This window comes from Tepidiforma flava (genome assembly GCF_027594505.1).
Taxonomy (GTDB): domain Bacteria; phylum Chloroflexota; class Dehalococcoidia; order Tepidiformales; family Tepidiformaceae; genus Tepidiforma; species Tepidiforma flava.
Window position 1 is genome coordinate 2630484 of sequence record NZ_CP115149.1, and the last position, 19557, is coordinate 2650040.

The following is a 19557-nucleotide window of genomic DNA, read 5'->3' on the forward strand; positions in this document are numbered from 1 at the left end:
ATACCGGCGGGCCGTCGGCAGCGTCATCGCGGCCGGCGGCGGCGCGCCGGGAGCGCTTCACATCGTCAGGCGGGATAGTGGGCGACGAGGAGCGTTTCGAAGTTCCGCTCGCGCGAGCAGCTGCGGCAGGTGAGATACCACGCGTAGATCGCCGCCGGCGGGCGGCCGTACCGCTCGCCGGCCTCGTCGCGAAGACGCCGCGCTGCCTTCGCGAGCTCGCCCCACGGGGCTTCGATGAGCCGGCTGAACGCGAGGCCGCCGGGGCGAACGACCTCCTTGGAGGCCGGGGCGTCGCCCTCGACTTCGAGCAGCAGCGGCCGGCTGAACTTCCCTTCGCCGATGAGGAGCATGGCATCGTCCGGCACCTGAAGCCCGAGGGCGCCCGCGCGGGCGAAAAGCGCGGCACGGGCGGCGTCGAACCCGACAGGGACGCCGGCGAGCGCCTTCACGGAGGCGCGCAGGAAAGTGATGTCGGACCAGTCGCTTTCGACGCCGTCCCAGTCGGCTGGATCGAGCTGCGGGCAATCGCAGCCCTCGGCGGGCGGAGCCGAATCGCCGGCGTTCGGCGGCGCGGCCTGCGCCCGGTCGCCGGGGATGAGGATGCGGCGGCGCGGTTCGGTCATGGGGCGAGGATACCAGAGCCCCGGGTGCGGGTCAGAGGCCGGCGACCACCCAGGCGGCGCCGAGGGGCGGGAGTTCGACCGCCCCGCCGCTGACCTGCGCGCCCTCGCGGGAGCGGTCGGTGCAGAGCGCGACGCGCCCTGCCTCGAACGGGAGAACGGCTGCGGCGGCATCGGTCGACGTGTTGATCGCCACGGCCACCGCAGGGTCGTCAGGGGTGCGCCGCGCCCACGTGACGACGCGGCCGTCGCCCGCGAGGTCGGCGAGGGAACCATGCCGGAGCGCGGGGAGCTCCTTCCGCAGCCAGATGGCGCGCCGGTAGAGCGAGAGCAGGGAATCCGGGTCGCCGTCCTGCTCGGCGACGTTCGGCGACAGCGGGCCGAAGGGAAGCCACGGCTCGCCGGTGGTGAATCCGCGGCCCGGCGTCGCATCCCACTGCATCGGCGTCCGCTCCGGGTCGCGGCCGATGGAGTGGAATCGCGCCGGGTCCTGCTGGCGCTCGGGCGGGATATCGACATCGGCCATGCCGATTTCCTCGCCGTAGTAGATGAACGGGGTGTTCCGGAGGCCGAGGAGGAGGAGCGCGGCGGCGCGCGCCCGGTCGCGGCCGCGTCCGTCGTGATTATGTCTGGTTACGAAGCGGGAGCGGTCGTGGTTGTTGAGCGCGAAGCATGGCTGGCTGAACGGCGGAACGGTGGCCTCGGCATTCGCGATGATGCGGCGAAGGACGGGCGCCTCCCACGGGGTGATGACGTGCCCCTGTTCGTGGATGAAGTGGAAGTTGAAGGCGAGGTGGAGTCCCGGCGCCTCCTGCGTGCCGTAGAACCGCGCAATCTCCTCCGGCGTGCCGAACACTTCGCCGACGGCGACGCGGCCGGGGTATTCGTCGAAGACCCGCCGGATGCGCTGGACCGCCGCGAACACGTCGGGGTAGTTGTGGTTGTGGACCCAGAGCTGGCTGAAGCGTTCGCGGTCGCCGGGGCGCCAGTCCGGGTTCGGCGGGTTGTCCGGCAGGTCCGGATGTTTCAGGATGCGGCCGATGACGTCGATGCGGAAGCCGTCGATGCCGCGCTCGAACCAGAAGCGCAGGGTATCGAGCATCGCCGCTTCGACCTCGGGGTTCCGCCAGTTGAGGTCAGGCTGCTCCTTCAGGAAGGAGTGAAGGTAGTACTGGCCGGTCGCCTCATCGAACGTCCATGCCGGCCCTCCGAACACAGACCGCCAGTTGTTCGGCGGCGAGCCGTCCGGTTTCGGGTCGCGCCAGATGTACCAGTCGCGCTTCGGGTTCGAGCGGGAGGAGCGAGACGCGAGGAACCACGGGTGGCGGTCGCTCGTGTGGTTCGGCACCCAGTCGAGCAGGACGCGGATGCCGCGCCGGTGGCACTCGGCGATGAGCCGGTCCATCGTTTCGAGCGTGCCGAAGTCGGGGTGGACACCGCAGTAGTCGCTGACGTCGTAGCCGAAGTCGGCCATCGGCGACGGGAAGGTGGGGGAGAGCCAGATGGCATCGACGCCGAGGGAGCGGGGGGTGCCGTCGTTCAGGTAGTCGAGCCGGCGGATGATGCCTTCGAGGTCGCCGATGCCGTCGCCGTTGGAGTCCTGGAAGCTCCGGGGGTAGACCTGGTAGCAGACGGCCTCGCGCCACCAGTCGCCCGGGGGCGGCGCGGCCATGTCAGGCGGCCGCGGCAGCGCGGACCTCGGCGAGGAGGTCGGGGCGCTCGTCGAGGAAGCCGTTGGAGACCGTGACGATGGACTCGAAGGGCGCGGCCCCGCTGACGACGCGCTTCAGCCAGGCTTCGCCGACGAGGCGGGCGAGGTGGTCGCGGGCTTCAGGGGTATCCTCGCGGCCGAGCTCGTGGAGGAGGCGGCGCGCCGCCGGGGCGTTGAGCAGGACGGCGACCTCGCGGGCCTTCCAGCCGGGAACGGTCACGAGGAAGTTCGCCTGGGAGAAGCCGAGGAATTCCGTGTCGGGGCTGGGCCCTTCGTAGCTGATGGCGCCTGCGGGTTCGGCAGCAACGGCCATGCGTGGATTCCCCTCTCGTCAGTCGTGCTGCTGCGGCATCGCGATCCGCAGCGCCTCGGGCAGGTCGGCAAGGAGCTGGGTGCGAACCTGCGTCCGCGTCTGGAGCCCCCAGATGTTGATGAAGCCGACGGCAGCCGACTGGTCGTACGTGTCGCCCCGATCATAGGTAGCGAGTCCGCGGTCGTACAGGGAGCGCGGCGCCTTCCGGCCGACGACGACCGCCCTGCCGCGGTGGAGCCTGACGCGGATGGTGCCGGTGACGTGGCGCTGGGTGCTGGCAACGTAGGCGGCGAGGTCCTGGTGGTGCGCGCTGAACCAGAGGCCGTTGTAGATGAGCTCGGCGTATTCGGTGGCGATGTACTTCTTCAGCTTCAGCTGCTGCTTCGAGAGCGTCATCGCCTCGAGGGCGGCGTGGGCGGTATGGAGGATGACTGCCGCCGGGGCCTCGTAGATTTCGCGGCTCTTGATGCCGACCAGGCGGTCCTCGATGTGGTCGATGCGGCCAACGCCATGGAGGCCGCCGAGGTCGTTGAGGCGCTCCACGAGCGGGACGGGGCCGAGCGCCTCGCCGTTGAGGCGGACCGGGAGGCCCGCTTCGAAGTCGATTTCGATGTACTCGGGCGCGGCAGGGGCCTCCTCCGGGTCGCGCGTCCATTCGTAGGCTTCGCGCGGCGGCTCGGTCCACGGGTCTTCCAGCACCCCTGCTTCGGCGCTGCGGCCCCAGAGATTCTCGTCGATGCTGAAGGGCCCCTTTTCGCCCCACGGGATGTCGACGCCGTGCTTGCGGAGGTACTCGATCTGGTAGTCGCGCGGCATCGCGTTTTCGCGCGTGGGGGCGACGATTTTGAGCGAGGGGTCGAGCGTCTGGATGCCGACGTCGAAGCGGACCTGGTCGTTGCCCTTGCCGGTGCAGCCGTGCGCGACGGCGACCGCGCCCTCTTCGTGCGCGACGTCGACGAGCAGCTTGGCCATGAGCGGGCGGGCGAGCGCGGTCGCCAGCGGGTACTGGTCCTGGTAGACGGCGCCGGCCGCGAGGGCGGGGAAGGCGAAGTAGCGCAGGAAATCCTCGCGCGCATCGATGACGCGGACTTTGACGGCGCCCGCGGCGAGCCCGCGGGACTCGACCACCGGCTGCTCGCGGCTCTTGCCGACATCGATGTTCAGGGCGATGACCTCGTATCCCTGTTCGACGGTGAGCCACTTGATGGCGGTGGTGGTGTCGAGCCCACCGGAGTAGGCGAGGACGAGCTTCGGCACGCGCGTATCCTGTCGGGCGAAGGGTGTGGCTCCAGTATGGCCGGGCGGCGGGCAGGCGCAAACCGCGCCGGTCAGTCGCCGAGTTCGCGGCGGGCGGCGGCGACGCCGAGGAGCCAGGCTGCGAGGGCGCTGGCGCCGGTCATCATGGCCACCGCAAGGAGGGCCGCGACGGAAAACGCGAGCGGGAGGCGGCCGGAGGCCGCGAAGGGGAGGAGGGCCGCTGCCGCTGCCGCGGCCGCTGCGCCGCCGAGCACGAGGTACGGGCCGCCGTGGCGGTGCACCGCCCGCCAGCGCTCGTCGCTCGAGAGGGTGTAGGGCGTTCGAATGCCGGCGATGTGCTGGCGCGGCAGCTTGCCGGTCAGTCCCCGCCAGCCGACCCAGGCGACGACGATGCCGCCAGCGAACACGATGAGGAACGCGAACCACATGAACGTTGCCTACTTCGCGCCGGCGCCTTCGACGGCAGCGATGGCGGCCTCGAGGATGTCGGCGGCGCGGTCGATATCGTCCTCGGAGACGTTGAGCGGCGGCATGAGGCGGACGGCGTTGGGGCGGACGTTGTTCACGAGGAGGCCCCGGCGCCGCGCCTCATCGACGACCTCGGCGGAGCACTCGCGGGCGAGGCCGACAGCGAGGAGCATGCCCCGGCCGCGGATGCCGGTGACGAGCGGGTGGCGGTCCTCGATCGCCTGCAGCCGGTCGATGAGCCGCTGCGACCGCTCCCGGGCGGTCTCGAGGAAGCCCGGGGCCATGACCTCGCGCAGGGTCGCGAGGGCAGCGGCGGCAGCAAGGGCGTTGCCGCCGAAGGTGCTGCCGTGGTCGCCCTTCACGAAGTGGGCGGCGATGTCGTCGCGGGCGAGGATGGCCCCGATGGGCACGCCGCCGGCGAGGCCCTTCGCGAGCGCCATGACGTCGGGCCGGACGCCGTCGTGCTGGAAGGCGAACAGGGTGCCGGTGCGGCCGATACCCGTCTGCACCTCGTCGAAGATGAGGAGGATGCCCTGCCGGTCGCACCAGTCCCGGAGGCCGGCGAGGTAGCCAGGCGCGGGCATGTTGACGCCGCCTTCGCCCTGGATCGGTTCGACCATGACCGCGGCGGTCTGGCTGCTGGTGGCAGCGCGCACGGCATCGAGGTCGTTCCAGGGGACGATGCGGAAGCCGGGGACGAGGGGTTCGAACGGCTCGCGGTAGCGGGCGTTGCCGGTGGCGGAGAGCGAGCCCATGGTGCGGCCGTGGAAGCTGTCGGTGGTCGTGATGATTTCGAAGGCGCCGTCGCGAACGTCGCGGCCCCAGCGGCGCGCGAGCTTGATCGCCGCTTCAACGGCTTCGGTTCCGGAATTGCAGAAAAACGCACGGTCGAGCCCCGATGCTTCGACCAGCACCCGGGCAAGCTCGATCATGGGCGTGGAGTAGAAGAGGTTGGAGGTGTGGATGACGCGGGCGGCCTGCTCGCTGATGGCGCGGACGACGGCGGGATGGCTGTGGCCGAGGACGTTGACCGCGACGCCCCCGACGAAATCGAGGTATTCGTTGCCGTCGGTGTCCCAGGCGCGGGTGCCTGAGCCGCGTTCGATGACGACCGGCTGACGGCCGTAGTTCTGGAAGAGGTAGCGGTGTTCTTCGGCGATCCAGTCGGGCATCGGGGCCTCCTGCGGGCATCGTACGGCCTGGAGCGGGCCCGGTGAACCGCGCTCAGGAGAACGGGGCGCGCTGGAGGAGGAGCGCCTGGCTGCCCGGGACCTCGACGGCAGGGTCGCGGTGCCAGGTGGCGTCGTGCAGCCGCCAGCCCTGGCGCGCATCGTTCAGGTGCAGCTCGAGCAGGTCGAGCAGCTGGGCGCGATGTTCCGGCGACCGGACCGGGGCGAGCACCTCGATCCGCTCGTCGAGGTTCCGCTTCATGAGGTCGGCGCTGCCGATGAAGAACTCGGAGTCGCCATCGTTATGGAAATAGTAGATGCGCGCGTGCTCGAGGAAGCGGCCGATGATGCTGACGACGCGGACGTTATCGGAGAGGCCGGGGAGCCYGGGGCGAAGCCGGCAGATGCCGCGGATGACGAGGTCGACCTGAACGCCGGCCTGCGACGCTTCGTAGAGCAGGCGGGTGCACTCGAAGTCTTCGAGGGCGTTCATCTTGAAGATGACCCGGGCCGGCCGGCCGGCCCGAGCGTGCGCGATTTCGCGCCGGATGCGCTCGGTGACGGCGCGGCGCAGGTTCGACGGCGCAGCAAGCACCACGTCCGTGCGGAATTGTTCGCCGTAGCCGGTGAGGAGGTTGAAGATGCGGAGGATGTCGCCGCAGATGCCGGGGTCGGCAGTGAAGAGGCCGAGGTCGGTGTAAACGCGGGCGGTGCGGGAGTTGTAGTTGCCGGTGCCGATATGGGCGTACATGGTGACGCCGTTCGCTTCTTCGCGCACCACGAGGCAGATCTTGGAGTGAATCTTCAGGTCCGGCTGGCCGTAGGCGACATGGACGCCGGCGGCCTCCAGCTTGCGCGCCCAGAGGATGTTGTTCGCCTCGTCGAAGCGGGCGGTGAGCTCGACGAGGACGGCGACCTGCTTGCCGCGGCCGGCGGCGTCGATGAGCGCCTCGAGGATCGGCGAGTCCGGCGAGGTGCGGTACATGGTGGCCTTGATGGCGAGCACCGCGGGGTCTTCTGAGGCTTCTTCGACGAAGCGGACGACCGTCTGGTCGAACGATTCGTAGGGGTGGTGGACGAGGAGGTCGCGCTCGCGGATCGTGGCGAAGAACTCGGGCGCGTCGCCGGTCCCCGCGAAGGCGGAGGGCACGGCGGGCGCGAAGGGCGCATCCCGGAGCGGGGCGATATCGAGGCTCGCAATCTGGAACAGGTCGTGGAGGCCGAGCGGGCCGGCGGAGCGGTAGACGTCGCGCTCGCTCACCTGGAGCTCTTCGAGCAGGAGCTCCATGCGGGCCGGGGGCAGTTCTCCGGTGATTTCGATCGAGACGGCCTCTGCCAGCCGGCGGCGCCGGAGGGCGCTCTCGATGAGTTCGAGGAGGTCGTCGGCTTCTTCGCCCGGGGCGCCGGTTTCGGCGCTGCGGAGCACGCGCAGCTCCTGCCAGTCGGTCACTTCCATGCCGGGGAAGAGCATGTCGAAGTGGGCGGCGATGAGGTCTTCGAGGAGGACGAAGCGGAGGTCGCCGGCGTCGACGAAGCGGGGACGGTTCGGCGGGATCTTCACGCGCGCTGAAGCGGTCCTGCCCGGTCGAGGGGTGGCGGACATTGAGGGCAAGCGAGAGCGAACCGCCCGAGATGAACGGGAACGGGTGGGCCGGGTCCACCACGAGCGGGGTCAGGACGGGGAAGATGGAGCGCTCGAAGTACTCGCGCAGCCGCTGCCGGGCCGGCTCTTCGAGGTCGTGGAAGCGGACGATCTGGATGCCGTGGGCGGCGAGCTCGGGCAGGAGTTCGGCGCGCCAGACCTCTTCGGCCCGGGCGCGCATGCGGTGGCAGCGGTCGACGACGAGGTCGTACTGCTCAGCGATGGTGAGGCCGTCGACGGTTCGCGTCCGGGCGTCGGTCGCGAGCATGCGCTTCAGCCAGCCGACGCGCTTCGCGAAGAATTCGTCGAGGTTGCTGGCGGTGATGGCGAGGAACTTGACCCGCTCGAGGAGCAGGTTGCGGGGGTCGCTCGCCTCGACGAGCACGCGCTGGTTGAACTCGAGCCAGCTGAGTTCGCGGTTGAGGTAGAGGGCAGGGTCGTCGAGGTCCCACGCCGCGGGCGTTACGGGAGCAGGCTGCGGTGCGGACCCCGGGACCGGCGGGGATTCGGTGCCTTCCATGGTGACTCGCGGTTCCCCAACAGTACCACGGAAGGATACCCGGAAGTGTTAAGGCCGTCAGGGGGTGACGAGCGTGCCGGCGCCGTCGAGCGCGCGGAGGGCGCCGGGCTGGCGGCCGTCCACGATTTGGGCCTCGACTCCGAGCGAAACCGCGTGCAGGCAGGACTCGACCTTCGGGATCATGCCGCCGGAGATGGTGCCGGCAGCGATGAGCGCGCGCGCCTGCTCCGCGTCCAGCACCGGAATGCGCTGGCCCGCGGCGTCGCGCACGCCGTCGACATCGGTGAGGTAGACGAGCCGGCGGGCGCCAAGCGCGGCGGCGATGTTGCCGGCGACGACGTCCGCATTGACGTTGACGAGCTGGTCGGCCGGTTCGCCGGGCACGCACCCGATGGGGCCGATGACCGGGATGATGCCGGCTGCGAGGAGCGCTTCGATCGGCGCGGCGTTCACAGCCACGGGCTCACCAACGAATCCGAGGGCGGGGTCGGCAAGCCGGCATTCGAGCAGCCGCGCATCAGCGCCGGTAAGCCCGGCCGCGCGTCCCCCTGCGGCGTCGATAGCTGCGACGATGCGCTTGTTCACGAGCCCGGCGAAGACGGCCACGACGACCGGGAGGACGCGCTCGTCGGTGACGCGGAGGCCGCGCTCGAAGCGGGAGGGAATCTGCATTGCCTCGAGCCAGCGGCTGGCCTCGGCGCCGCCGCCGTGGACCACGACAGGCACGTCGCCGGCCGCCGCGAGCGCCGCGATGTCGGCGTAGGTGGTGTCGGTCGAACCGAGGGTGCTTCCGCCAATCTTGATGATGAACGGGCCGCTGCTCATGTGTGGTAGTCCGCGTTGATGGAGACGTATTCGGCGGAGAGGTCGCAGCCCCACCCGGTGGCCGCCTCGCGGCCGGCGCCGAGGTGCACCGCGACGGTCACGTCGGTTCCCCGCATGGCCGCCGACAGGGCGTCCGGGTCGAAGGCCGTCGGCCGGCCGCGTTCGTAGACCCGGGTTCCGCAGAGGTCGATGGCGACGGCGGCTTCATCGAGCTGGACGCCGGAGCGGCCGATGACGGCGGCGATGCGGCCCCAGTTGGGGTCCGCGCCGTGGATGGCGGACTTGAGCAGGTAGGAGGTGCTCAGGAGCCGGACGAGGCGGCGCGCGTCTTCCGGGGTGGCGGCGCCAGTGACCGTGAATTCGACGAGTTTCGTTGCGCCTTCGCCGTCGCGGGCGATCTCCTTCGCCAGGTGAACGCAAAGCGCCCGGAGCGCGGCCTCGAAGTCGGACGCCAGCGGATGCCCGGCGCTGATCATGTCGCCGCCGGCAGCGCCGTTGGCGAAGATGACTGCGGTGTCGCTCGGGCTCGTATCGCCGTCGACCGAGACGAGGTTGAACGAGTCATCGACCGCGCGGCGGAACGCGGCGTCGAGGCAGGCGTTTTCGACCGGGGCGTCGGTCGTGAGGAAAGCGAGCATGGTGGCCATGTCCGGGTGGATCATGCCGGAGCCCTTGCAGGCGCCGCCGATGGTGTAGGGGCCGAAGCGCACCGCGCCGGTCTTCGGCCGGGTGTCGGTCGTCATGATGGCCCGGGCGAACAGGGGACCCCCGGCGGGCGTGAGCTCGATGGCGGGCATGGCGGCAGCCAGCTTCTCCATCGGCAGGAAGTGGCCGATGACGCCGGTGCTGCACACGAGCATTTCGTCATCGGGAATCCCGGCGCGGGCCGCGGCGAGGCGGGCGAGTTCGTAGCCGTCGGCCATGCCGCGCTCGCCGGTGCTGGCGTTTGCGACGCCGGCGTTGACGACCACGCCGCGCGCGGGGCGGACGGCGAGCTTCGCCCGGTCGATGTCGACCGCGGCGGCATGGAGCCGGCTGCGGGTGAACACCGCGGCGGTCGAACAGGGGCGTTCGGAAACGAGGATGGCGAGGTCGAGCTTGCCCTCGCCGTAGGTCTTCACGCCGGCGTAGGCGGCGCCGGCGAGGAATCCGCGCGGCGAGGTGACGTGCCCGGCCGGGTCGACCTGCATCAGGGGTACACCGCCGGCAGCTGGAGGCCCGCGGCCTGGTCGAGGCCGAGCATCAGGTTCATGTTTTCGATCGCCTGGCCGGCCGCGCCTTTCCCGAGGTTGTCGAGGACGCTGGCGACGACGAGCATGCCGTTCCGGGCGTCGACCACCGGATGGACGAGGCAGCGGTTCGTGCCGAGCGTGTGCTTCGTGTGCGGGGGCGCGGCGGCGACCGACGTGAACGGCGCGCCGCGGTAGAACTCGCGGTACAGCTCGGCGACCTGGGCCTGCGTGACGTCGCGGGCGAGCGGCGCGTAGCACGTGGCGTGGATGCCGCGGGTCATCGGGACGAGGTGCGGGACGAACGTGACGCGGGGCTCGTCGCCGCCGCGGAGCGCGCCAAGCTCCTGCGCGATTTCGGGCTGGTGGTTGTGATTGGCGATTTTGTAGGCCGAGACGTCCTCGTTGACTTCGCTATAGCCGAAGCCGCCGCCGCTGCCGCGGCCGGCGCCGGAGATGCCTGACTTGGCGTCGACCACGATGGAGGGCTCGATGATGCCGGCTTTGACGGCCGGGGCGAGCGCGAGGATGGCGGCAGCGGGGTAACAGCCGGGATTCGCAACGAGCCGCGCGGCGGCGATACGCTCGCGGTTCAGCTCGGGGAGGCCGTAGACGGCTTCCGCGAGGAGGTCGGGCGCGGGGTGCGGCTGGCCCCCGCCCATCCACTGTTCGAACGCGCCGGGCGCCTTCAGCCGGAAATCGGCCGCGATGTCGATGACCTTGACGCCCGCGCGGACGAACGGGGCGCAGGCCTTCGCGCTCTCGGCTGTCGGGAGCGAGGAGAAGACGACGTCGACGCTCTCCTCGATGGTCTCGGTGATCGGCAGGGCGGCGTAAAGCCCGAGCGACGGGAAGGCGTCCCCGAGGCGCTGGCCGGCGAGCGAGCGCCCGGTCGCCGCGACGAGCTTCGCTGCGGGGTGGTTCCAGAGGAGGCGGGCGGCCTCCATGCCGGCGTAGCCGGTAACGTTGATGATGCCGACGCGGTAGGTCACGCGGGAATTGTTACGCGCCGGCGCGAACCGGACCAGCGATATCGAGCACGGCCGCGCCGTTCACCCGTCCTTCTTTCAGGGCCAGCAGCGCATCGTTCGCCGCTTCGAGCGGGTAGAGGTCGTACTCCGTGCGGACCGGGATGCGCGCGGCGAGGTCGAGGAACTCGCGGGCGTCCTGGCGGGTGAAGTTGGCGACGCTGCGGAGGGAGCGCTCCCACCAGAGGCGGTCATAGGGGAACTCCGGCACGCGGTCGAGGTGGATGGCGTTGATGGCGACCGTCCCGCCGCGGTCGACGGCTTCGAGCGCGCGCACGACAACCTCGCCGGCGGGGGCGAACGTGACGGCGGCGTCGAGGGGGACGGGGACCGGGTCGCGGTAACCGCCCGCCCAGCGGGCGCCGAGCCGGAGCGCCCGCTCCTGCTCGGCGCGGGAGCGGGTGACGACGTAAACCTCGCAGCCCCAGTACGCGGCGACCTGGATGGCGAGCGATGCCGAGGCGCCGAAGCCGAACAGGCCGAGCCGGCCGCCCGGCTGAATGCCGCTGACCCGCAGGGATCGGTAGCCGATGACGCCGCCGCACAGCAGGGGCGCGGCATCGAGGTCGGCGAAGCCATCGGGAAGCGGGAAGCAGAAGTCGGCACGCGCCGCGATGAACTCGGCGTAGCCGCCGTCGCGGTTCCAGCCGGTGAATTCGGCCCGTTCGCAAAGGTTTTCACGGCCGGCTGCGCAGCGGCTGCAGGCGCCGCATGCCCCGCCGAGCCAGGCCACGCCGGCGCGGTCGCCGACACGCCAGCCGCCGACGCCGTCGCCGACGGCTTCGACCCGCCCGACGACCTGGTGGCCGGGGATGATCGGGAGGCGGCGGGCAGGGAGGTCCCCCTCGGCGAGCTGGAGGTCGGTTCGGCAGACGCCGCAGGCGGTGATGCGGAGGAGGAGTTCGCCGGGGCCGGGCTGCGGCGGTTCGACTGCTTCGATGCGGAGCGGCGCGCGTTCGGCCGGGGCGGGCTGGTGGAGGCGGGCGGCGCGCATGGTCAGGCGACGGGGGCCGGGCGGGCGCAGCCGATGATATCGGCGATGCGGGCCACGCCTTCGGCGGCGCACCAGGCTTCGAGACCTTCGACGACGTCGAGGAGGGCGCGCGGGTTAGCGAAGGTGGCCGTTCCGACCTGGACCGCGGACGCCCCGGCCATGAGGAACTCGAGCGCGTCGCGCGAGGTCGCGATGCCGCCGCAGCCGATGACCGGGATGCGCACCGCGCCGGCGACGTCGTAGACGATGCGGAGCGCGATGGGCTTGATGGCGGGGCCGCTCAGGCCGCCGCGCGCGCGGGGGAGGACCGGGCGACGCCGGTCGACATCGATCGCCATGCCGAGGACGGTATTGATGGCGCAGATGGCGGCCGCGCCTTCAGCCTCGCAGGCCCTGGCGAGGGCGACCGGGTCGGTGACGTTCGGGGTGAGCTTCACGATGACCGGGAGGTCGGTATTTCGGACGGCGGCGCTCGTGGCGCGCGCTGAGGCCTCGACGCTCTGGCCGATCTCCATCCCGCCGGTATCGACGTTCGGGCAGCTGATGTTCAGCTCGAGGGCGGCGACGCCGGGCACGCCGTCGAGCATGCGCGCCATCTCGCCAAATTCGTCGATGGTGTCGCCAGCGACGTTGACGATGACCGGGGTCTCCCAGCGGGCCCACTGCGGGGCGAGGTCGCGGACGCATGCCTCGATGCCGACGTTCTGGAGGCCGATGGAGTTGAGCATGCCGGCCGGGGTTTCGGCGACGCGGGGCTGGCGGTTGCCCGCGCGCGGCTCCATGGTGACGCCCTTCGAGACGACCGCGCCGAGCCGGCGGATGCCTTCGGGGCCGAAGTGATGCTCGAATTCAAAGCCCCAGCTGAAGGTGCCGCTGGCCGGCATGACCGGGTTGCGGAGGAGCAGGCCGCGCTTGTGGCCGGGGGCGAGGTCCACGGAGAGGTCAGGGGTCACGGGCACAGTGTACCGCGCGGAAACGCCGAAGGCCGGGCGAATCGCCCGGCCCTCCGATGCTTCCGCGGGCTCCCTGCGTCAGGAGTCGCTCGTGCGGCGGCCGCGGTAGCGCGACCCGTTCAGGCTGAAGCTGTCGCTGTCCCAGAGCGGGTCTTCGGACGAGTTGCGGAAGTCGCGGACGATGCCGCAGCGCTTGCAGCGGCCGGTGCTGACGGCCCCGTTCGGAGTTTCGATGACCCAGTGGTGGCGGCAGAGCGCCTGCCCGGCCTGTGCCGTCGTGGTCGAAGTCGATTCGGTCATGCAATCTCCGATGCTGTGCTTACCGGTCGGTAATCCAGAGTATATCACCGACCGGGGGCGCAAAACTACGCTACGGCGTGACCTCGAAATGCGCGGTAAACCGGGCACGGGTTTGGCCCCGCTCGTGAAACCGGGTACGATCGAGGTGCAGCTGGCACCGGCCCGGCACGCGGGATGGCCGGTCCCGGAATGCGCCGCCAGCATCTGCAGAAAGGCACCCCGCGGATGACCCCCGTTCCCACGATCGATCGCGACGCCGTCGTCGCAGCCCTCGAGAGCGTCAAAGACCCCGAGCTTCACGCCTCCATCGTCCGCCTCGGCATGGTGAAAGACCTCGCCATCGACGGCGGCACGGTGGCGCTGACGGTCGAGCTGACGACGCCGGCCTGTCCGCTTCGGGAAACCATCGAGCAGGACGTGCGGGCGGCGCTGGCCGCGGTTCCGGGGGTCCGGGACGTGGCGATCACGTGGGGGGCGCAGGTGCGGGCGTCGAACCCGCGCGAGGGACAGAAGCCGATTCCCGGCGTGCGGAACATCATCGCTGTGGCCTCGAACAAGGGCGGCGTGGGCAAATCGACCGTGGCCTCGAACATCGCGGTCGCCCTCGCGAAGGCGGGTGCGAGCGTCGGGCTGATCGACGCCGACATCACGGGTCCGAACTTGCCGACCATGTTCGGGCTGCCGCCGGGCCTGCAGGCGGGGTCGAGCGAGGGCCTGAAGCCGGTCGAGCGCTACGGCGTGCGGGTGGTGTCGATCGGGTTCCTGCTGCCGCGGGGCACGCCGGTGGTCTGGCGCGGGCCGATGATCGGGAGCGCGGTGCGCCAGCTCCTGCACGACGTGCCCTGGGGCGATACGGACTACCTCGTCATCGACCTGCCGCCGGGGACGAGCGACGCTTCGATGAGCATGGCGCAGGACGCGCCGATCACCGGCGTGATCATCGTGTCGAGCCCGCAGGCGGTCTCCGTGGAAGACGCGATGAAGGCGGTGGCGATGTTCGAGAAGCTCGGGGTGCCGGTGTTCGGGATGGTCGAGAACCTGAGCTACTTCGTGGCGCCCGACACGGGGAAGCGGTACGACATCTTCGGTCACGGCGGGGCGAAGCAGGCGGCGGACGAGCTGGGCATCGACTTCCTCGGTGAAATCCCGATCGAGCCCGGGGTGCGCGAGGGCGCGGACCGCGGGGTGCCAGTCGTCTACGGCGCGCCGGACTCGGATTCGGCGGGCGCTTTCGACCGGATCGCCAGGAACGTGGCGGCCCGGATCAGTGTGTTGCAAAGGATGGGTGGGTAACCCCAGATCACCATGGCATTGAACATCTTCCCGCGGCGGGAACGTCCCGCCGCACCCGCGGCCGAACCGGCCGCACCGGCTCCCCTTCCCGAACCCGCGCCCGAGGCGCTGGACGACCCCAAGCCGCGGCGGCGGCGCTCTTCGCGCAAGCCGGCGGCTGAAGCCGCGACCGACGTCACCCGGGCCGAGGCGCCATCGGCCGCAGCGGCACCGGCTCCTGCCGAAGCAGCAGCCGAGCCGCCGCCGGCGCCGCGCCGGAGGCGATCGCGAGTGGCCGCCATCGTCGAAGAGGTGCTGGGCCAGCCGCTGGAATCCGCCGCGCCGGCCCTTGCGGCCGCACCTGCGCCGGCTCCCTCCCCCGCCCGCACGGCGCCCGCGAAGCGCGACGGCGCTGAGGGCCCGGCGTCAGCGAAAGCCCCGGCGCCTCCGGTCGAGGCGGGCGCGCCTGCGAAGCCTCCGGCCGAGGCGGGCGCACCTGCGAAGAAGGAGCGCACCCCGGCGCCGGTGCCGGCGGAGAAGCAGCTGAGCCAGCTCGCCCATGAGATTTCGACCCTGACCCGGACGCTCGAGACGCAGGCGGCCCAGCTCGCGCAGCTCGTTCGGGTGCAGGAGGACCTGGCGCGCCGGGTGGCTCACACGCCGGGGGCCGCCCCGGCTCCCGCGCCGCGCATCGGCGTGTTCGTGGACGCCGCGAACATCGAGCTCGCTCTCGACCGGCTCAAGCACCGCGTGAATTGGCGGAAGATGCTGGATTACCTCTCGGAAGGGCGCCAGCTCGTCCGCGCGGTCGCCTATTCGCCGGTGCACGAGGACCCGGGTGTGAGCCTCGAGACGCAGCGGTTCGCCGAGCCGTTCCTCGATAACGGGTTTCGCGTCGTCACGAAGCCGTTCAAGCGGTTCTCCGATGGGACGATCAAGGCGAACGTCGATATCGAGATGGCGCTCGACATCATGGAGATGCTCGACCGCCTCGACGTCGTCGTGCTGGTCTCCGGCGACGGCGATTTCGAAAGGCTCGTCGAGGTCGTGCAGGCCAAAGGCGTGCGGGTCGAAGTGGTCGCGGTCGGCAGCAGCACGGCGTCGAACCTGCGGCACGCCGCCGACCGCTTCATCGACATCCAGTCGATCCTGCAGAAGATTCGGGCCTGAGACCCGGCTCAGGCCGGTTCGAACACCGGGATGGAGATGCCGGTCGACTGGTCGAGCCAGGCGACTTTGACGCGCTGGCCGATGTAGATGTCTTTCGTCGGGTCCTGGACGCCGACGATGTTCGTCAGGATGCGGAAGCCCTCATCGAGGTCGACGTAGGCGACGGCGTAGGGCCCGAGCTCGGCGAAGGCCGGGTGGCGGTTGAGCCGGACGACGCTGAACGTGTAGACCGTGCCGAGGCCCTTCGATTCGCGCCACTCGAGGTTCGAGGAGCCGTTTTTCGGGTTGTGGCGGCGCGGGAAGAACACGACGTCGCCGGTATCGCGATCGACCTGGTAGAGGAGGCGGTGGTCTTTCGTCGCCTCCCAGTAGGGCTGCGTGTCGGGTTCCGGGAAGCGGGGCTGCGGTCGGTCTGGCATGGTCAATCCCTCGCGAGGACGATGGTGCCGCCGGTGTGGCTGGTGGCGAGCATGCCGCCGTTGCCGTGCGCGACGGCGAGGCGGGCATTGGGGACCTGCGACGTCGATTCGCCGCGGAGCTGGCGGGCGGCTTCGATGAGCAGGAAGATGCCGCGCATGCCGGGGTGGTTCGAGCYGAGGCCGCCGCCGTCGGTGTTGAGCGCGGGCTTGAGTGGGCTGTCGAAGCGCAAACGCTGTTCAGAAACGAAGGCGCCGCCTTCGCCTTTCTTGCAGAAGCCGAGGTCCTCGAGCATGACGAGCACGGTGATGGTGAACGAGTCGTAGATCATCGCGACGTCGACTTCGTCGGGCCGGACGTCGGCCTCGGCCCAGGCGCGGGGGCCGGACTGGGCAGCGGCGCTCACGGTGATGTCGGAGCCGTTCTCCGAGTAGCTGGTCGCTTCGCCGGAGCCGATGATCCATACGGGCGTTTTGCGGCAGTCGCGGGCGACTTCCGGGGCGGCGATGACGACCGCGCCGCCGCCATCGGAGACCATGCAGCAGTCGAGCAGGTGGAGCGGGTCGGCGATCATGCGCGAGTTCAGGACGTCTTCGACGGTGATCTCGCGGATGTCCYGGAATTCGAGGTCAGTCATCGCCTGGACGGCCTGGGGGTTGCGCATGGCGTGGGCGCGGGTCGCGACGGCGATGCGGGCGAGCTGCTCGCTCGTGGTGCCGTACTGGTGCATGTGCCGCCGGGCGACCATGGCGTAGTTCGAGATGAGCGTCATGCCGTAGGGGTCGGTCATGTTCGAGAGCGGGCTCGGCGCGCYGCCGCCACCCCCGCCCATCGTGCCGATGCGGCGGGCGTCGCTGTGGGCGGTCGAGCCGTAGGTGAGGAGCGCGACCCTGCACCGGCCGGCCGCGATGTCGCGCTTCGCGTGGGCGGCGTGGAACTCGTAGGAGCTGCCGCCGACGGCGGTCGTGTCGATGACGTTCGGGCGGAAGCCGAAGTACTCGGCGAGGCTGAGGCCGGCCATCCCCGCGCCGTCCTGGGCGTCGTAGAGGCCGTCGACGTCCTTCCAGCTGAGGCCGGCATCCTCGAGGGCGCGGGCGGCGCATTCGGCCTTGATCTGGAGGGGCGTCACGCCGGGGGCTTTGCGTTTCGGGTATTCGTAGATCCCGACGATGGCGGCATCCCGCCGCTGGGTGGGCATGCAGCTGCTCCTGTCTGCGAAATGGTGGGCGCTTCTTGCCGCCGGACTCTACGGAGGGGCTCGCGGGGCGTCAAACGGTGCGCGGCAGCCGCGAAGTTTGCTAGCCTCCGGCGCCGATGCTGCTGATCGGACTGGGCGCGGCGTGGCTGGCGGGATTGGTCCCGGTCGGTCTCTGGGGCGCGCCGTGGTGGATGGGTGCGGCATGGACCGCCCTCGCTGGTGTCCCGGCAGCCGTCCGCGGCGCCGTGCGGCCGGGGGTGCTGGCGGCGGCCGTCCTGTTCGCCGGGGCCGCCGGCTGGCGGCTCGAGGGTGCGCTGGACGGCGCACCGCCCCCGGTCGCGGCGTTGACGGGCCGCGATGCAGTGGTGACCGGCATCGTCGTGAGCGAGCCAGACCCCGGCGAACTCGCGACCGCGTACGACATCCGCATCGAACGGCTCGAGCTGGAGGACGGTGCGGCTGTCGAGAACGCGGGGCTGATCCGGGCGTGGATGCACCAGTACGAACGGTTCCTGCCGGGCGACCGGGTGCGGCTCGAAGGCGAGCTGGAAGCGGCGCCGGTGTTCGACGGCTTCGACTACCGGAGCTACCTCGCGGCCCGGGGCATCGGCGCGGTGATGTGGCGGCCGAAGAGCGCGCTGCTCGAGCCCGGGGAATGGAGCATGGACCGCCAGCTGACGCACCTGCGGCTGGCCCTGGACGCCGCGCTGCAGCGGTCGCTGCCGGAGCCCGAGGCGTCGCTCGGCGCCGGGATTGCCTTCGGGCGGGACGGCGGGCTCTCGCGGGACGTGAAGGAGGAGTTCAACCGGAGCGGGCTGCGCCACCTGGTCGCCGTTTCGGGGGCGAACCTCGTGATGGTTGCGGCGCTGACGCTGGCGGTGCTCAGCCGGGCGATCGGCCGGAACCGGGCTCTGGCGGCCGCGGCGCTGGCGGTGAGCGGGTACGTCATCCTCGCCGGGTTCGAGCCGAGCGTGGCCCGCGCGGCCGTGATGACCGCGGTGCTGTTCGCCGGTGAAGCCGTCGGGCGGCCGCAGAGCGGATTGCCGGGCCTGGCGCTGGCGGTCATCCTGCTGACGGCGGCGTGGCCGCGGCTGGCGCTCGATGCCGGCTTCCAGCTGAGCGCGGCGGCGACTGCCGGGCTGCTGACGTTCGGGCCGTGGCTTCGGTGGATGGTCGAGCAGGCGCGCCGGTGGTGGCCGGCGAGCTGGCTTCCCGGCTGGGCGACGGAGGTGACGGCGCTGTCGCTGGCCGCGACTGCCGCGACGACTCCCATCACCTGGGCGCATTTCGGTGCGGTTTCCGTGGTGGGGCCGCTGGCTAACGTGGCGGTCCAGCCGGTGGTCGCGCTGGCGTTCTGGGCATCACTGGCGACATCGGCCGCCGGGCTCGGGTGGCGGGCCGGCGGCGAATTCGCCGGGATCGTCGCCTGGCTGCCGCTCCGGTTCATCCTCGACGCGGCAGCGACGGCCGCGGCGCCGGCGTGGGCGGCCGTCGAGCCGGGGCGGCTCGCGCCGGCTGCGGCGGCAGGGCTGATGGCCGCGCTCGCGGCCGCGGCCGGGGCGGCGTACCGGTTCCTCCCGGCGCCGGTGCCGGTGTCCGAGGCCGCGCGGCGCCGGGCGGCCCTCGGCAACCGGCTCGTGCTCGGCGGCGCGGCCGGGGCACTGGCCATCTTCCTCCTCCCCGGCATCGCCCGGCCGGAAGGCCGCCTTGCCCTCGATGTGCTGGACGTCGGGCAGGGGGATGCGCTGCTCCTGACGACGCCCGGCGGCAAGCAGGTGCTCATCGATACCGGCCCGAGCGGGCTGCGGCTCGCGCGCGAACTCGGGGAGGTCATGCCCGCGTGGGACCGGAAGGTCGACCTGGTCATCATCAGCCACCCGCAGGAGGACCACATCGGGGGATTCCCGGCGCTGGCGGCGCGCTTCCGGCTCGGCAGCGTGGTGACGAACGGCGACCGGAACGCGACGCGGACGGGAGCGCTGACGGCCCGGGCCCTCGGCGGGCGGGAGGTCGTTGCGCAGGCCGGCGACCGGTTCGAGTTCGACGGCGTCGCGTTCCGCATCCTCTGGCCGCCGGAGGACATACCTGGAAGCGAGCTGAACCGGCGTTCGCTGGCGGTGCTCGCGGAGTACGGCGGGATACGGCTCCTGTTCACGGGCGACCTCGGCGCGGCGGAGCAGCGGGCGCTGCTCGACACGCTCGGGGGCGGCGTCGACATCCTGAAGGTGCCGCACCACGGGTCGAAGAACAGCGACGCCGCGTTTCTCGGCCTCGCCGCGGGAGGACTGGCCGTCATCAGCGTCGGCTCCGGCAACCCGTTCGGCCACCCGCATCCGCTGACGCTGGAGGCCCTGGGCGGCGCGACCATCGCCCGGACCGACCAGGACGGACGCATCCGGGTCGAGGTCAGGGACGGGGTCATCCGGGTCACGACGGAGCGCTGAGCGCTTTGCCCGGGAGCGGCGCCGCGG

The 19557-nt window shown here is 71.2% G+C and carries 18 protein-coding genes and 1 pseudogene; 3 read left to right on the forward strand and 16 right to left on the reverse strand.

The annotated features are described in order from the left end of the window. Positions 1-65: 65 nt before the first annotated feature. The 14 genes and pseudogenes from O0235_RS14310 to O0235_RS14370 form a co-directional block, all read right to left on the reverse strand. The gene (locus O0235_RS14310; protein ID WP_270056449.1) at positions 66-623 is read right to left on the reverse strand and encodes a hydrolase; all 558 of its coding nucleotides are present in this window, start codon (positions 621-623) and stop codon (positions 66-68) included. A 31-nt stretch (positions 624-654) separates the two neighbouring features. Then, a complete protein-coding gene (locus O0235_RS14315; RefSeq protein WP_270056450.1) occupies positions 655-2292 on the reverse strand; it encodes an alpha-amylase family glycosyl hydrolase in 1638 nt (545 codons plus the stop codon). 1 nt (position 2293) lies between these two features. Further along, entirely contained in the window at positions 2294-2644 is a 351-nt protein-coding gene (locus O0235_RS14320) for a hypothetical protein (protein WP_270056451.1), read from the reverse strand. 18 nt (positions 2645-2662) lie between these two features. Then, positions 2663-3901: an argininosuccinate synthase gene (locus O0235_RS14325; protein ID WP_270056452.1), complete on the reverse strand. Its 1239-nt coding sequence runs from the start codon at positions 3899-3901 to the stop codon at positions 2663-2665. Between the two features lie 71 nt (positions 3902-3972). Then, positions 3973-4329, reverse strand: coding sequence for an SdpI family protein (locus O0235_RS14330; protein ID WP_270056453.1), 357 nt, complete (start codon positions 4327-4329; stop codon positions 3973-3975). A gap of 9 nt (positions 4330-4338) precedes the next feature. After that, positions 4339-5541 carry an acetylornithine transaminase gene (locus O0235_RS14335; protein ID WP_270056454.1) on the reverse strand — a complete coding sequence of 401 codons (1203 nt, stop codon included), beginning with the start codon at positions 5539-5541 and terminating at the stop codon, positions 4339-4341. Between the two features lie 52 nt (positions 5542-5593). Further along, a complete protein-coding gene (ppk1, locus tag O0235_RS14340; RefSeq protein ID WP_373324331.1) occupies positions 5594-7099 on the reverse strand; it encodes a polyphosphate kinase 1 in 1506 nt (501 codons plus the stop codon). A 76-nt stretch (positions 7100-7175) separates the two neighbouring features. Then, positions 7176-7700: pseudogene (locus O0235_RS16160) on the reverse strand (RNA degradosome polyphosphate kinase); the annotation flags it as partial. Between the two features lie 57 nt (positions 7701-7757). Next, complete coding sequence (argB, locus tag O0235_RS14345) at positions 7758-8525, reverse strand: acetylglutamate kinase (protein WP_270056456.1); 768 nt, start codon at positions 8523-8525, stop codon at positions 7758-7760. After that, positions 8522-9715, reverse strand: a complete 1194-nt coding sequence (gene argJ, locus O0235_RS14350) for a bifunctional glutamate N-acetyltransferase/amino-acid acetyltransferase ArgJ (RefSeq protein WP_270056457.1) — start codon at positions 9713-9715, stop codon at positions 8522-8524. The genes argB and argJ overlap by 4 nt, the downstream gene beginning before the upstream one ends. Then, the gene (gene argC, locus O0235_RS14355; RefSeq protein ID WP_270056458.1) at positions 9715-10746 is read right to left on the reverse strand and encodes an N-acetyl-gamma-glutamyl-phosphate reductase; all 1032 of its coding nucleotides are present in this window, start codon (positions 10744-10746) and stop codon (positions 9715-9717) included. The genes argJ and argC overlap by 1 nt, the downstream gene beginning before the upstream one ends. 10 nt (positions 10747-10756) lie before the next feature. Then, positions 10757-11776 (reverse strand): zinc-dependent alcohol dehydrogenase family protein, encoded by a 1020-nt coding sequence (locus O0235_RS14360; protein WP_270056459.1) that lies wholly within the window; start codon positions 11774-11776, stop codon positions 10757-10759. A 2-nt stretch (positions 11777-11778) separates the two neighbouring features. Next, entirely contained in the window at positions 11779-12729 is a 951-nt protein-coding gene (locus tag O0235_RS14365; RefSeq protein ID WP_270056460.1) for a dihydroorotate dehydrogenase, read from the reverse strand. 78 nt (positions 12730-12807) lie between these two features. Continuing rightward, entirely contained in the window at positions 12808-13029 is a 222-nt protein-coding gene (locus O0235_RS14370) for a hypothetical protein (protein WP_270056461.1), read from the reverse strand. A gap of 225 nt (positions 13030-13254) precedes the next feature. Between O0235_RS14370 and O0235_RS14375 the strand changes: the two genes are divergently transcribed. Beyond that, positions 13255-14322: an Mrp/NBP35 family ATP-binding protein gene (locus O0235_RS14375; RefSeq protein ID WP_270056462.1), complete on the forward strand. Its 1068-nt coding sequence runs from the start codon at positions 13255-13257 to the stop codon at positions 14320-14322. 270 nt (positions 14323-14592) lie between these two features. Beyond that, positions 14593-15471 (forward strand): LabA-like NYN domain-containing protein, encoded by an 879-nt coding sequence (locus O0235_RS14380; RefSeq protein ID WP_270056463.1) that lies wholly within the window; start codon positions 14593-14595, stop codon positions 15469-15471. 8 nt (positions 15472-15479) lie between these two features. Here O0235_RS14380 and O0235_RS14385 read toward each other — a convergent pair whose 3' ends face one another. Together O0235_RS14385 and O0235_RS14390 are read right to left on the reverse strand one after the other, a co-directional pair. Then, positions 15480-15890 (reverse strand): Zn-ribbon domain-containing OB-fold protein, encoded by a 411-nt coding sequence (locus O0235_RS14385; protein WP_270056464.1) that lies wholly within the window; start codon positions 15888-15890, stop codon positions 15480-15482. A gap of 2 nt (positions 15891-15892) precedes the next feature. Then, positions 15893-17086 carry a thiolase C-terminal domain-containing protein gene (locus O0235_RS14390; protein ID WP_270056465.1) on the reverse strand — a complete coding sequence of 398 codons (1194 nt, stop codon included), beginning with the start codon at positions 17084-17086 and terminating at the stop codon, positions 15893-15895. Between the two features lie 116 nt (positions 17087-17202). On the opposite strand from O0235_RS14390, the gene O0235_RS14395 reads away from it, so the two are divergent. Next, positions 17203-19530: a ComEC/Rec2 family competence protein gene (locus O0235_RS14395; protein WP_270056466.1), complete on the forward strand. Its 2328-nt coding sequence runs from the start codon at positions 17203-17205 to the stop codon at positions 19528-19530. The last annotated feature ends 27 nt before the right edge of the window (positions 19531-19557 follow it).

Coding starts and splice junctions, on each gene's coding strand:
- O0235_RS14310 (WP_270056449.1), bottom strand. CDS start 623: ATGACCGAACCGCGCCGCCGCATCCTCATCCCCGGCGACCGGGCGCAG.
- O0235_RS14315 (WP_270056450.1), bottom strand. CDS start 2,292: ATGGCCGCGCCGCCCCCGGGCGACTGGTGGCGCGAGGCCGTCTGCTAC.
- O0235_RS14320 (WP_270056451.1), bottom strand. CDS start 2,644: ATGGCCGTTGCTGCCGAACCCGCAGGCGCCATCAGCTACGAAGGGCCC.
- O0235_RS14330 (WP_270056453.1), bottom strand. CDS start 4,329: ATGTGGTTCGCGTTCCTCATCGTGTTCGCTGGCGGCATCGTCGTCGCC.
- O0235_RS14335 (WP_270056454.1), bottom strand. CDS start 5,541: ATGCCCGACTGGATCGCCGAAGAACACCGCTACCTCTTCCAGAACTAC.
- argB (WP_270056456.1), bottom strand. CDS start 8,525: ATGAGCAGCGGCCCGTTCATCATCAAGATTGGCGGAAGCACCCTCGGT.
- argJ (WP_270056457.1), bottom strand. CDS start 9,715: ATGCAGGTCGACCCGGCCGGGCACGTCACCTCGCCGCGCGGATTCCTC.
- O0235_RS14360 (WP_270056459.1), bottom strand. CDS start 11,776: ATGCGCGCCGCCCGCCTCCACCAGCCCGCCCCGGCCGAACGCGCGCCG.
- O0235_RS14370 (WP_270056461.1), bottom strand. CDS start 13,029: ATGACCGAATCGACTTCGACCACGACGGCACAGGCCGGGCAGGCGCTC.
- O0235_RS14375 (WP_270056462.1), top strand. CDS start 13,255: ATGACCCCCGTTCCCACGATCGATCGCGACGCCGTCGTCGCAGCCCTC.
- O0235_RS14385 (WP_270056464.1), bottom strand. CDS start 15,890: ATGCCAGACCGACCGCAGCCCCGCTTCCCGGAACCCGACACGCAGCCC.
- O0235_RS14395 (WP_270056466.1), top strand. CDS start 17,203: ATGCTGCTGATCGGACTGGGCGCGGCGTGGCTGGCGGGATTGGTCCCG.